The following is a 12,649-nucleotide window of genomic DNA, read 5'->3' as shown; positions in this document are numbered from 1 at the left end:
TCCCCGTTCGGACGGCGGCCCCAGCCTAGAACGCGGAGGTGGGGACGGATCCGGTACGGGCGGAAGGTCACATGGTCAGCGCTCGACGACTGGACGAACTACGGGTGGAGGATTTCACGACGTGGTTCGCCGCCATGGCCGGCGGGCGTCGAGCTGGGCGGCGAGCAGGCCCAGGAAGGACCGGAACCCCTCCTCGCCGTGCGGGGTCGGCATCTCGTCGGTCAGCGGGCCGCGGTGCCGCCGGGCCCGGGTGATCGCCGCGGCGTAGACGCCCGGACCGGCGCCGAAGTACCGTCGTTCGACCATGGCCTCGGCCATCCGGGCGGCGGCGACGTCGTCCAGCTCGGCGGTGAAGATCAACCCGTAGAGGATCTGGTTGACGACACCCTTCCAGTCGTCGCGGGGCATCGCGGTCCTCCTCGGTAACTGAATCGCCGGTGAGCGGTGCCGATGACATGATCCACCCGGGTCCGGCCCCAACCCGGTGGACCCGCCGTACCGGTGGGATCTCGGTCGGCGGCGCCGCACCACGCTGGCGAAGATTTTCCACCCGTCGGTGTCCGGATCGGGGTCCGGCGTTCGTCACCCTGGTGAGACCACGACACCGAGGAGCCCGACCGATGAAGTTCATGATGTTCGTCTGCACCGACACCGAGCCGGACGCCGACCCGACCGCCGCGCCCGACATCGAGCAGTGGGTGGCCGAGCGGGACGCCCGCGGCCAGCGCCTCGACGGCTGCGTGCTGGTGCCGCCCTCGGCGGCCACCACGGTCCGGGTACGCGGCGGCGAACTGCTGGTGAGTGACGGCCCGTTCGCCGAGACCAAGGAGGTCATCGTGGGATTCGACATCCTGGAGTGCGCCGACCTGGACGAGGCGGTCGAGGTCGCCCGCGCCCACCCGATGGCGTACGCGGGGCGGGTCGAGCTGCGCCCCTTCGCCGACCTGGACTGACGCGGGTGGTCGACGCGGCCGACGCGGTGGCCGACGCGGGCGCCGACGCGTACCCGCGGATCGTCGCCGCGCTGATCCGGGTCACCGGCGACTGGACCCTCGCCGAGGACTGCGCCCAGGAGGCGCTGGCCTCGGCGCTGGAGCGCTGGCCCCGCGACGGCGTACCCGGCAATCCGGGCGGCTGGCTGATGACGGCCGCCCGGAACCGGGCCGTGGACGTGCTGCGCCGGGCCTCGGTGGAACGCCGCAGGCTGCGGGACCTGGCACTGCTCACCGACCCGGCGCCGCCGACCGGCACGGAGGGGGACGTGGTGGACGACCGGCTGCGGCTCGTGTTCACCTGCTGCCACCCGGCGCTGGCCCTGGAGGCAAGGGTCGCCCTGACGCTGCGCACGGTGGCCGGCGTACCCACCGCCGACATCGCCCGCGCCTTCCTGGTCAGCGAGTCCACCATGACCCGACGGATCACCCGCGCGAAGACCAGGATCGCCACGGCCGGCATCCCGTACCGGGTGCCGACCGGATCCGCGCTGGTCGAGCGGCTGCCGGGCGTCCTGGCCGTGCTCTACCTACTCTTCACCCGGGGGTACGACGCCGACGGCGAGCCCGCCTTCGCCGACGAGGCGATCCGGCTGGCCCGGCTGCTCGACCGGTTGATGCCCGACCAGCCGGAGGTCCCCGGGCTGCTGGCCCTGTTCCTGTTCCAGAACTCGCGCCGCGCCGCCCGGCGTAACCCGGCCGGTGACCTGCTCACCCTCGACGAGCAGGACCGCTCCCGCTGGGACCACGCCGCCATCGCCGAGGGCCTCACGGCGCTGGCCCGCGCCGGCCACGGCCCGTACGCGCTCCAGGCCCGGATCGCCGCCGCCCACGCCACCACCCTGACCGCCGCGGACACCGACTGGGCCGCCATCGCCGGCTGGTACGACGAGCTGGCCCGGATCCGCCCCACGCCGGTGGTCCGCCTGAACCGGGCGGTGGCACACGGCTACGCCTACGGCCCAGGGGCGGGACTGACCCTGATCGCGGAGGCCCGCGCGGGCGGCGCGCTCGACGGCTACCCGCCGGCGCTGGCCGCGCAGGCCGAGCTGACCGCCCGCCACAGCGACCCGGTACGCGCCGCCGCGCTGTTCCGGACCGCCGCCGACCTGGTCGGCCCCGGCCCGGAACGGCGGGCACTGCTGCGCCGGGCGGGCGAGTTGGACCGCTGACGCCCGCAGGTGGGGGACGTCCTCGCCGTTGCGGGGCGCGGCGTGTGGAGACGGCGCGGGAGTTGACGGCGTTGTCGCAGCGGTTGCGGTGCCCGCGCCCTTTCGAGCTGATGACGCATACGGATCGGGACCCGAAGGCCCCCGTGCCCACCCCGTGGACCGCCCACGGCCGTCCCCGTCCGTGGAGAACACCTTCAAGATCGACCCACAGCGACTGGCGACTGGCGACTGAATCGTTCACGTCATCAGCTCCAAAGGCACCCGTCACCGTTCCCGCCCCGGCCACACCCGAACAGGCCGGCCCCGCCCACGCCCCGGTCCAAGGCCACGCCGGACCCACCGCAGGGTGCTCAGCCCGGCGCGGGCCGCACCCCGACGGGTGCGGCCCGCGCCCGGCGGGAGAACCGGACGGTCACGCGCCGGTCGGGATCTCCTCCATCACCCAGATCGGCTGCCAGTCGGCCATCTCGTGGTAGCGGCGCAGCTCGGAGAGGCCGGCCACCGACCCGCTCCACGCCGCGTACGGCGGGTTGCCCTCGTCGAAGCCGCTCTGCACGAAGGTCAGCTTCGTCCTTCCGTCGGACTCGGCCAGCTCCCAGGTGCTGACGCCGGTGGGTCCCCAGTCGACGGACATCCGGCGGCCGGGCTCCAGGTCGACCACCTTCGCCGCGTACCCGGTCTCGAAGCCGCCCATGGCGTACCGGCCGCCGACCCAGGGCTCGATCCCGATCGGGTAACCGAACCAGGCGCTGGCCTGGTCGGAGTCGGTCAGCGACTCCCAGACCCGCGACATCGGCGCGCCGATCAGCAGCTCGCCACGCAGGTCGGCGGAGGTGAAGTCGGTCCTCGGCAGCAGCGGCCGCCCCTCCAGGTGGGCGGCGAGGTTGGCGATCGACAGGCTCCACCAGGTCTGCAGGACGCCGCGGATGGTGCTGCCGTCCAGCGCCTCGGCGAAGTTGAAGTGGCTCTGGGTGACGGTCAGCAGCGTGGTGCCCGAGCCCTCGGGGGTCAGGGATATCTCGCTGGTGGTCTCCACCCCGTCGAGCAGCCAGGCGAAGCGCACGGTGTGGTCGTCGGCGTGCAGCAGGCGCTGGTGCGGCGCGTCGCCCTCGGGCGTGTAGCGGCCCCAGAACTCGTACCGTCGTGGCAGCTCGACCTCGGCGTGCTCGGCGAACCAGACGCGCAGCTCGGCCGGGTCGGTCAGGGCCCGCCGGACGGCCTCGACCGGCGCGGCGAGACGGGCACCCAGCTTCAACGGTTCACTCACGATCGTCCCCCTTGGGATAGCAGGCCACGGCGAGCTTGAAGGCGTCCCCCTCGGCGCCGCCGTAGCGTGTGAACAGGTCCCGCAGCGTGGACTGCAGGTCGTGCAGGAACTCCTGCCGGCGCTCGGCCGGCACCCGGATCTCCCCGGACACCCCGATCGAGGGCAGTTCCGGCGCAGACCGGTCGAGGGCGGCGACGTCCGCCTGGACCTCCTCCATCAGGTCGAGCAGGTAGCCCAGGCTGAGCTCGTCCCGGGCTCGGCGCAGCCCGCCGACCCGCCCAACGAGGCGGGGCGAGAGCCAGTACGACCGGGCGGCAGCCTGGTAGATGCCCTCGCTGATGCCGCGCACCTTCCGGGTCGACACCTGGTCGACCAGCCCGGCCGCCACCAGCTGCTTGACGTGGTAGTAGACGCGCTGCGGCGTCTGCTCCAGCCGGGCGGCGACCTCGGTGCAGGTGCGGGGCTCGGCCAACTGCCGCAGCACCTCGACACGCTGCGGCTTGAGCAGGACCTCGGCCTGCTCGATCTGCTCCAGGTACAGGACGTCTCTCATGGCAAAATCAGTTTGTACGTACAAAACTTCTTTGTCAATGGGTTCGAGGAAAGCCGCGCCGAACCGGCGCGGCTTTCCTCGAACCGTTCCCGGTCAGGGCGTCCAGTCCGGACGCAGCGGGTACGAGGTCTCCCCGTCCGGCCCGTTGCGGGTGGCCACCACCTGATGAAGCTGGATGCCGTTGCGCTCGAAGGCCATCCGTGACCCGGCCATGTAGAGGCCCCACACCCGGGCGGTGCCCTGGCCCACCTCGGAGACGCAGAAGTCCCAGTGCTCGACCAGGTTGCGGCACCAGGCGGCCAGGGTCAGCGCGTAGTGCAGGCGCAGGTTCTCCTCGTGGTGCACCTCCAACCCGACGTCGTGGATCTCGCCGATCAGCCGGCCCGGCCCGGCCAGCTCGCCGTCGGGAAAGACGTACCGGTCGATGAACGCCCCGGAGCGGTGCGGGGCCCGGTTGTCGGCCCGGGTGATGCAGTGGTTGAGCAGCCGGCCGTCCGGCCGCAGCCGGTCGCGCAGCGCCCCGAAGTACGCCGGGTAGTTGCGCACCCCAATGTGCTCGGTCAGCCCGATCGAGGAGACCGCGTCGAACTGCTGCCGCGGGGCGTCCCGGTAGTCCAGGTGGCGCACCTCGGCCAGTTCGGTCAGCCCCTCCCGCTCGATCGCCGCCTGCGCCCACCGCGCCTGCTGCCTGGACAGGGTCACGCCGAGCGCCTTCACGCCGTACTCCCGGGCGGCGTGCCGGACCATGCCGCCCCAGCCGCAGCCGACGTCGAGCAGCCGCATCCCCGGCTTGAGCGCCAGCTTGCCGGCGACCAGGTCGTACTTGGCCGCCTGGGCCTGCTCCAGCGTGTCACCCGGGCTGCGGAACACCGCGCACGTGTACGTCATCGACGGGCCGAGCACCTTCTCGTAGAAGGCGTTCGAGACGTCGTAGTGGTGCGAGATCGCGGTGCTGTCCCGGAGGCGGGAGTGACGCAGCCCGTTCACCACCCGCCGCCAGCGCGGCTGCGCCTCCTGCGGCGGAGCCGGCGGGGGCAGCAGCCGCTCCCAGCCCAGCCCGCGCACCAGCGCCAGCCCCTCGGTCAGCGAGGGGGCCCGCAGCCGCAACTCGTCCTTGAGCACCCGCAGCGCCTCGTACGGGTCACCCGGGTGCACCCCGTCCAGCCCCAGGTCGCCGCTGACGTACGCCCGGGCCATGCCCAGGTCGCCCGGCGCGGTGAGCAGGTACGACAGGCCCCGCTCTGAACGGATGGACAGCGTGATCCCGGAGTCGGCCGGGCCCAACGCGCTGCCGTCGTACCCGGTGATGCGGACCGGCAGGTCCCTCATGGTGACCGCGCGGATGACGTCGGCGACGCTCGTGCCGCTGCGCCGGCCCCCCGCCGGCGGTCCGGACGGCGTGGCGGCCGCCCCCTGTTCTCGGTCGGTCAGGCTCATTTCCTCGCTACCGCCTTCTCGTACAGTCCGGTGAGCCGGTGGTCCGGGTCGTAACGCTCCTTCACGGCACGCCAGACGTCCCCGCCGTAGAGCCGGTCGAACGCTTCCCGGTCGTAGTACGCGTCCGAGTAGAGCGACTTGTGACCGCCCATCTCGGACACCGCCCGCTCGATCGAGCGGTTCACATCGCCGTCCGCCGCTCCCTCGGCGATCGGCACACTCCCCCAGAACCCGATGTTGACGTAGGTCTGCCCCGGCCGGAGCGGATACAGCGGCCAGGCCCGCGCCGCGCCCGCCCCGGCCGGCTCGCGCAGCCGCAGCGGGCAGAGCCAGACCGGGCTCATGCCCACGTTGCCGGCGAACCAGCGGAGGAACTCGCCGGTGGCCTCCAGCGGGATCTCGACGTCCTGCACCACCCGCTCGCGGGCGGGGCGTCCGCGCCAGCGGTCCACCCGCGCGGCGACCTGGTGCCGGTGTTCCAGCCGGACCAGCCGGTGGTAGAAGTCGCTGCGCCGCCACCGCGCCGGCCAGAGCCGGCGGACGACCGGGTGCTGGACCCCGAACGCCGCCGAGCACCAGAACCAGTCGGTGTCCCAGCGCCAGAGGTAGTCGTGGGTGGTCAGCGCGTCGCGGGTGCGCCGGCGCAGCGAGCGGTAGTAGACCTCCTGGCCGGTGTAGTCGCTCAGCTGCGGCGCGTCGTCGGTGAAGGCGCCCAGGGTCAGGTACGCCTCGCCGGGGCTGAACATCACCCCGTCCATCGCGTCGACGGGCTGGCCCTCCCACTCGCCCTTGACGACCACGTCGCCGATCGCCTCGGTCAACTCCTCCAGCCGGCTGAAGCGCACGTTGCGCAGCGCCACCGCGTGGCGTACGGGCTGCAGCTCGATGCGCAGCCGGGTGGCGTAGCCGAGGCTGCCCAGCGAGTTGGGGAAGGCCGCGAAGAGGTCGGCGTGCTCCCCGTCGGCGCGGGCGGTGACGATCTCGCCCGCGCCGGTGAGCACGTCGAGCTCGGTCACCGACTCGTGTGGCAGCCCGTTGCGGAACGAGGTCGACTCGATGCCCAGCCCGGTGACCGCGCCACCCAGCGTGATCGTGCGCAGCTGCGGCACGACCAGCGGCATCAGCCCGTGCGGGAGGGTGGCGTCGACCAGGTCCTCGTACGTGCACATGCCCTGCACGTCGGCGGTGCGGGCCTGCGGGTCGACCGCCAGCACTCCGTCCAGCCCGGAGACGTCCAGGCCGGGCGAGCTGGTGGCCGTCCGGGGACGGAAGAGGTTGGAGGTCCGCTTGGCGAGGCGGACGGGTTGTCCGGGAGGCACCGCGGCGTACGACCGCCGCAGCGTGTCCACCGCCTGGCCATGATCACGCAGCGCACGCATGAGATCACCTTACGCGCCGAGCGGGCTGTGCGTGGGATGTCCACGGTGGCCTTTTCACGTCCACAATCGGACAATCGCGTTACCGTGGCGACGTCACCCGCCTCACCGCCGGCCGGGCCGGGTGGCCGTCGGTCGGCCCGGTGGGTCAGGATGCCCCCATGTCCGTCCCCGACGAACGCCCCGACCCCTCCGGCACCGTCTACGGCGCCCGCCCGGCCGCCCGACCCGGACTGCCCCGGGACCCGCTGATGCGGTTCGCGCTGGCCACCGGGCTGGTCGGCGTACTGCTGGGGGTCTTCTTCGCCACCGGCGTGCTCGGCGGCGGCGACCAGCCGGTGGTGCCGGCGGCCGCCGCCTCCACGCCCCCGTCGCAGGCGCCGTCCCCGGAGGCCACCGTGCCGGAGGTGACCACGCCGCCCGCGCCCTCGCCGACCGCCGCACCCACCACCCCGCCGGCCCCGGCGCCGGTGGTTGGGCCGAAGGTGTTCCGGGCGGTGGCCTCCGGCCTCTGCGTCGGCACCGACGGCGACGACGAGAAGGCCGCCGCCGAGCTGGCCGCCTGCACCGGCGGGCCGGAACAGCAGTGGGTCGCCAACCCGGTCGCCCCCGACCTGGTCACCCTGACCAACGCGGCGTACGGCCAGTGCCTGGACGTCGAGGGCGGCAGCACCGACGACGGCGCGAAGCTCCAGCAGTACCCCTGCCACGGGCAGGCCAACCAGCAGTGGCGGCTCACCCCGGTCGGCACCGGGCCGGTGCTGCTGGTGGCGGTGCACTCGGGCAAGTGCGCCCAGGTCGACGACGGCGGCACCGAGGCCGGCGACGAGATCCGCCAGGTCCCCTGCACCGGCGCCGCCCAGCAGCAGTGGACGGTGGGCTGACCGCTACCCCCGGTAGCTCCAGGCCCGGGCGGGCGACGCCACCACGGGCACCGGCACCGGCACCGGTTCCCGGCGGCGCAGCAGCAGGGAGAGCCCGGCCGCGCCGATCGACAGCGCCCCGGCGACGTACCAGGCCAGCGCGTAGTCGCCGAGCCGGTCCCGGACCAGGCCAGCGCCGGTCGCGGCGAGCGCCGCGCCGAACTGGTGGGCGGCGAAGACCCAGCCGAAGACCACCGCGCCCGCCGCGCCGAAGTACTCCCGGCACAGTGCGACGGTCGGCGGGACGGTGGCCACCCAGTCCAGGCCGTAGAAGATGATGAAGACCAGCATGCTCGGCTCGGCGGTGCCGGCGAAGAGGCCGGGCAGCACCAGCAGCGACGCGCCCCGCAGCGCGTAGTACGCGCCGAGCAGCAGCCGGCTGTCCACCCGATCGGTGAGCCAGCCGGAGGCGATCGTGCCGGCGATGTCGAAGAGCCCGACCAGGGCGAGCAGCCCCGCCGCGGTGGTCTCGGGCATGCCGTGGTCGTGCGCGGCCGGCACGAAGTGCGTACCGACCAGCCCGTTGGTGGTCGCGCCGCAGATCGCGAACCCGCCGGCGAGCAGCCAGAACGGCCGGGTCCGCGCGGCCGAGGCCAGCGCGCCGACCGCCCGGGACGCCGCGCCGCCGGCCGGCGGCGCGGGCGGCGCCACCTCGGCCGCGCCGTAGGCGGGCAGGCCGAGATCCGCCGGGTGTTCCCGCAACAGCCACGCCACCAGCGGTACGACGGCCAGCGCCGCCCCGGCGACGACGAGCGCCGCCGTGCGCCACCCGTGGTCGCGGACCAGCACGGCGAGCAGCGGCAGGAAGACCAACTGCCCGGCGGCCCCGCCGGCGGTCAGCACCCCGGTCACCAGCCCCCGGCGGCGGACGAACCAGCGCCCGGTCACGGTCGCCACGAAGGCCAGCGCCATCGACCCGGTGCCCAGCCCGACCAGCACCCCCCAGCAGAGGATCAGCTGCCAGCTCGCCGTCATGAACACGGTCAGCCCGCTGCCGAGCGCCACCAGCGCCAGGGCGGCGGCCACCACCCGCCGGATGCCGAAGCGGTCCATCAGCGCGGCGGCGAACGGCGCGGTCAGCCCGTAGAGCAGCAGGTTGACCGAGACGGCGGCGGAGATGGTGGCCAGCGGCCAGCGGAACTCCGCGTGCAGCGGGTGCAGCAGCACCGAGGGGGTGGCCCGGAAGCCGGCGGCGCCGACCAGCGCGACGAACGCGACGGCGGCGACCAGCCAGGCGGGGTGGAGCCGGTGCATTCGGTTCACGCCACGAGTCTCGGTGGCGGCCGTCGGGCCGGCGAGTGGCCGGAAAGCCATCATGCGTAATAATCGGGCCATGACGATCGTCCGCCACCGGGTCGCGGTGCTCGCCGTCGACCACGTGGTCGGCCTCGACCTCGGCACCCCCTCCCAGGTCTTCGGCACCGCCCGCACCGAGGACGGGCGACGCCTCTACACGGTCGACGCCTGCACCCCCGGCGGCCGCCCGGTGCGCAGCACCGCCGGGTTCCAGGTGCTCCCCGACCACGGGCTCGAACTGGTGCAGGCCGCCGACACGGTGGTCGTACCGGGCATCCACGGCGGCGCGGCGATGACCGACGGCACCATCGACCCGGAGGTGGCGGCGGCGCTGCGGGCCGCCCACGAGCGGGGCGCGCGGATCATGTCGATCTGCACCGGTGCGTTCGTGCTGGCCGCCGCCGGGCTGCTGAACGGCCGGCGGGCCACCACCCACTGGGCGTACGCGGACCTGTTCCGCCGGCTGCACCCGGCCGTCGACCTGGACCCGGAGGTGCTGTTCATCGACTCCGACGACGTGCTCACCTCGGCCGGGGTGGCCGCCGGCCTCGACCTGTGCCTGCACGTCATCCGCACCGACCACGGCAGCGAGGTGGCGAACCACTCGGCCCGGCGCTGCGTGGTGCCGCCGTGGCGCGACGGCGGCCAGGCCCAGTACATCGAGCGGCCGGTGCCCCGGGGCGCGGGGACCGGCACCGCCGGCACCCGGGAGTGGGCCCGGCAGCGGCTGCACGAGCCGGTCACGCTGCGCGAACTGGCCGGGCACGCGCGGATGAGCGTGCGCACCTTCACCCGACACTTCCGTTCCGAGACCGGGCTGAGCCCGACCCAGTGGCTGCTCCAGGAGCGCACCGACCACGCCCGGCTGCTGCTGGAGACCACCGACCTGACCGTCGACCAGGTCGCCCACCGCTGCGGCTTCGGCACCGCCGCCGCCCTGCGCCAGCGCCTCCACCAGCACGTCGGCGTCTCCCCGTCGACCTACCGCCGCACCTTCCGCCGCTCCCCCTGACCGCCATCCCGCCCCACAGGTCAGCGCCGGCGCCGGCGCCGGCGTCGGCCCCAACTGCGCGGTGGTTTCGACCGAGGGCCGCGTACCCCCGGGCCACAGTCGGCCGGTCCGCCGAGCGGTCAGGCCGGTTGGGGGTGCGGGCGGAGCATCCGCAGTTGGGCCAGGTGCTTGGGCAGGTGGACGCGGGTGTGCAGGTCGAGGGTGCGGGACCAGGGCAGGGGCTCGTCGACGAGCAGGTCGAAGCCCTCGCGCAGGTGGGTGTCGACCGGGGTGTCCGCCGCCGGGCCGAGCCGGTCCACCAGCGCGCAGAGCTTCTGGCTGGTCGCCCGCAGCAGGGTGGCCAGCCCGTCCAGGCCGCCGCACTCGGCGACCAGCGCGTCCAGCTGGGGGTGGTGGATGGTCTCCAGGTCGTAGTAGGCGAAGGGCGACCCGGCCAGGACCGCCTCGGTGGCCTCGCTCAGCAGCTCGTCGTTGGCGGCCAGGTGGGCGATGATCTGCTCGGCGCTCAGCTGCCCCGGCGGCGGCTCGCCGAAGCCGCCCGCCTCCACCTCGGCGAGCAGCTCGTCGTAGCTGCGCCGCAGCTCCGCGCTCTCCACACCCCCCAGTCAACCCCGCCGCCGTACGCCGACCGCGGCGTTACCGCACCCCGGTCACCCGGACGGGCGGTTCAGCGCCGGCCCCGCCGGGCGCGCAGGTAGTCGGAGACCACGTACTCGCCGAGGTCGTCGAGGTCCGGGGTGAACATCCGGCCCTTCGAACGGCGGGCCACCGCGTCGACGAAGCGGCGCAGGCCCGGGTCGTCGCCGAGCATGAACAGGTTGAGCGTGGCGCCGTAGCGGGTCAGCCGGTCCACCTCGCGGATGGTCGCCTCGATCGTCTCCGGCAGCGGCGGCCAGTGGAACAGCGCCTCCCCGTCGTCCGGGTCCAGGTGCGCGGTCGGCTCCCCGTCGGTAACCACCAGCACCACCGGCTCCGCGCCGGGGTGCCGGCGCAGGTGCCGCCCGGCCAGCCGCAGCGCGTGCTGGAGGTTGGTGCCCTGCTGCAGGTCCGGCTCCACCGCCGCCAGCTCCTGCTGGGTCAGCGTCAGCGCCTCCCGGCCGAAGCCGACGATCTCCAGGGCGTCCTGCGGGAAGCGGGTCGCCACCAGGTGCGACAGCGCCAGCGCCGTCTGCTTCATCGGCCCCCAGCGCCCCTGCGAGATCATCGAGTACGACAGGTCGACGCAGAGCGCCACCGCCGCCGACGCCCGCCGCTCGGTCTCCACCACCTCGAAGTCCTCGACCGCGAGCTGGACGGGAACGGTGGGGCCGGCCCGGCGGACCGCCCGGGTGAGGGTGCGGACCACGTCCAGCGGCTGCTCGTCGCCGTACTCCCAGGGCCGGGACGCGCCGCTGACCTCGCCGGCCGCGCCCGCCGAGTGCAGGTCGTGCTGGCCGCGTGGCCCGGCGGTCAGGTCGGCGAAGACCCGGCGCAGCGCGGTGCCGGCGAGCCGGCGCAGCGCCTTCGGGCTCAGGGTCAGCCCGTCGGCGTCCCGGCTCACCCACCCCTGCCGGCGCAGCTCCCGCTCCAGCTCCCGCAACCGGCGTACGTCGTCGGCGGCGTCCCGGCCCAGCGTCCGGGCCACCGCGTCGACGTCGACGTCGTCGAGGGTGGCGCCCGGGTGCTCCTGGTCGAGGGAGTCGAGCAGTTCGTCCAGCTCGGCGATCTCGTCGAGCGCGCCGGCCGCCTCGCCGTAGCCGAGCGGCTGGTCACCGCGGACCCGCTCGCCGCGCTGCCAGTTCAGGTCGGGGCGCAGCCTCCGCAGGTGCCCGTCCAGCGCGGACAGTTCGCCGGCCAGCCGGTCACCGAGGGACTGCCGCATCAGCCCGGCCAGTTCCTCACGCTGCCGGTCCGACAGCGACCGCATCAGCCGCTCTCCCGCCGCCGACCGCCGGGCCAGCACGTCGACCAGCTCGTCGACGTCCCTCGGCCGTTCCGGGAAGAACTCGCCGTGCCGGCGCATGAACTCGGCGAACGCGTCGGTGGTGTCCTCGGCGCGGGCATGCCGGGCCAGCAGGTCGTTGAGGTCGCGCATCATCTCGGCGAGCTGCCGCTGGGCGGCCGGGTCGGCGGCGGCACGCGCAGCGTCCCGCAGCCCGGCGAAGCGCTGCTCCAGCACCTCGCCGCGCAGCCCGTCGAGGATCCGCTGGTACGCCTGCCGCCCCTCGTCGCTGGCCCAGTCGTAGCCCGCGAGCTCCTGAACGGCGCGGGCGGTGGAGCGGGGCAGGTTGTCCAGCACCGCCTCGGCGAACCGCGCGTCGTCGTCGACGCGCCCGCGCAGCTCGTCCCGCTCCGCCGCCAGGGCCTGGTCGAGCAGGGCCCGGGCCCGGGTCACCGCGCCGTCCAGGTCACCCCGGCGCAGCGCCTCGCGGCGCAGCCGCCGGGCCCGGGCGGCCAGGTCGTCCAGGCCGCCGCGCCCCTGCGGGCCCCGGCGCAGCAGGTCGCGCAGCGCCTCCCGCAGGCTGCCGCCGGCCAGCACCTCCGCGCCGACGGCGTCCACCGCGGCCCGGACGTCGTACGGCGGGGCGAGCGGGTCGGGCCCGCCGCGCCACTGCCCGTACCGGAACCGGTTGCCGGCCATG

12 protein-coding genes are annotated in these 12,649 nt (G+C 74.4%); 4 read left to right on the top strand and 8 right to left on the bottom strand.

Annotated features, from left to right (window positions below):
* Positions 1-114 precede the first annotated feature (114 nt).
* A complete protein-coding gene (locus tag AB0I41_RS02685; protein ID WP_357101047.1) occupies positions 115-408 on the bottom strand; it encodes a hypothetical protein in 294 nt (97 codons plus the stop codon).
* A gap of 212 nt (positions 409-620) precedes the next feature.
* Here AB0I41_RS02685 and AB0I41_RS02680 point away from each other — a divergent pair, with 212 nt between their 5' ends.
* On the top strand, positions 621-953 hold the full coding sequence (locus AB0I41_RS02680) for a YciI family protein (protein WP_357101045.1): 333 nt from the start codon (positions 621-623) through the stop codon (positions 951-953).
* A 5-nt stretch (positions 954-958) separates the two neighbouring features.
* Positions 959-2,164 (top strand): sigma-70 family RNA polymerase sigma factor, encoded by a 1,206-nt coding sequence (locus AB0I41_RS02675; protein ID WP_357101043.1) that lies wholly within the window; start codon positions 959-961, stop codon positions 2,162-2,164.
* A 412-nt stretch (positions 2,165-2,576) separates the two neighbouring features.
* On the opposite strand, the gene AB0I41_RS02670 is transcribed toward AB0I41_RS02675, so the two are convergent.
* The 4 genes from AB0I41_RS02670 to AB0I41_RS02655 all read right to left on the bottom strand — a co-directional run bounded on the left by AB0I41_RS02670 (position 2,577) and on the right by AB0I41_RS02655 (position 6,800).
* A complete protein-coding gene (locus AB0I41_RS02670) occupies positions 2,577-3,431 on the bottom strand; it encodes an SRPBCC domain-containing protein (protein WP_357101041.1) in 855 nt (284 codons plus the stop codon).
* The gene (locus AB0I41_RS02665) at positions 3,424-3,984 is read right to left on the bottom strand and encodes a helix-turn-helix domain-containing protein (RefSeq protein WP_357101039.1); all 561 of its coding nucleotides are present in this window, start codon (positions 3,982-3,984) and stop codon (positions 3,424-3,426) included. Before AB0I41_RS02665 ends, AB0I41_RS02670 begins: the two co-directional genes overlap by 8 nt.
* A gap of 93 nt (positions 3,985-4,077) precedes the next feature.
* On the bottom strand, positions 4,078-5,421 hold the full coding sequence (locus tag AB0I41_RS02660; RefSeq protein ID WP_357101037.1) for a class I SAM-dependent methyltransferase: 1,344 nt from the start codon (positions 5,419-5,421) through the stop codon (positions 4,078-4,080).
* Positions 5,418-6,800 carry an FAD-binding oxidoreductase gene (locus tag AB0I41_RS02655; protein WP_357101035.1) on the bottom strand — a complete coding sequence of 461 codons (1,383 nt, stop codon included), beginning with the start codon at positions 6,798-6,800 and terminating at the stop codon, positions 5,418-5,420. Before AB0I41_RS02655 ends, AB0I41_RS02660 begins: the two co-directional genes overlap by 4 nt.
* Before the next feature lie 158 nt (positions 6,801-6,958).
* Between AB0I41_RS02655 and AB0I41_RS02650 the strand changes: the two genes are divergently transcribed.
* Positions 6,959-7,681 (top strand): RICIN domain-containing protein, encoded by a 723-nt coding sequence (locus AB0I41_RS02650; RefSeq protein WP_357101033.1) that lies wholly within the window; start codon positions 6,959-6,961, stop codon positions 7,679-7,681.
* 3 nt (positions 7,682-7,684) lie between these two features.
* On the opposite strand, the gene AB0I41_RS02645 is transcribed toward AB0I41_RS02650, so the two are convergent.
* Positions 7,685-8,974 (bottom strand): MFS transporter, encoded by a 1,290-nt coding sequence (locus AB0I41_RS02645; protein WP_357101221.1) that lies wholly within the window; start codon positions 8,972-8,974, stop codon positions 7,685-7,687.
* Positions 8,975-9,053: 79 nt separating this feature from the next.
* Between AB0I41_RS02645 and AB0I41_RS02640 the strand changes: the two genes are divergently transcribed.
* Positions 9,054-10,028: a helix-turn-helix domain-containing protein gene (locus AB0I41_RS02640; protein ID WP_357101031.1), complete on the top strand. Its 975-nt coding sequence runs from the start codon at positions 9,054-9,056 to the stop codon at positions 10,026-10,028.
* A 119-nt stretch (positions 10,029-10,147) separates the two neighbouring features.
* Here the strand turns inward: AB0I41_RS02640 and AB0I41_RS02635 are convergent, their stop codons facing one another.
* A complete protein-coding gene (locus AB0I41_RS02635; RefSeq protein WP_357101029.1) occupies positions 10,148-10,624 on the bottom strand; it encodes a hypothetical protein in 477 nt (158 codons plus the stop codon).
* 71 nt (positions 10,625-10,695) lie between these two features.
* Positions 10,696-12,648 (bottom strand): VWA domain-containing protein, encoded by a 1,953-nt coding sequence (locus AB0I41_RS02630; protein WP_357101026.1) that lies wholly within the window; start codon positions 12,646-12,648, stop codon positions 10,696-10,698.
* Between the last annotated feature and the right edge of the window lies 1 nt (position 12,649).

It is taken from the genome of Micromonospora sp. NPDC050200 (genome assembly GCF_040656135.1).
In the GTDB taxonomy this organism is placed as follows: domain Bacteria; phylum Actinomycetota; class Actinomycetes; order Mycobacteriales; family Micromonosporaceae; genus Micromonospora.
This window is presented reverse-complemented; position numbering and strand designations above follow the sequence as displayed.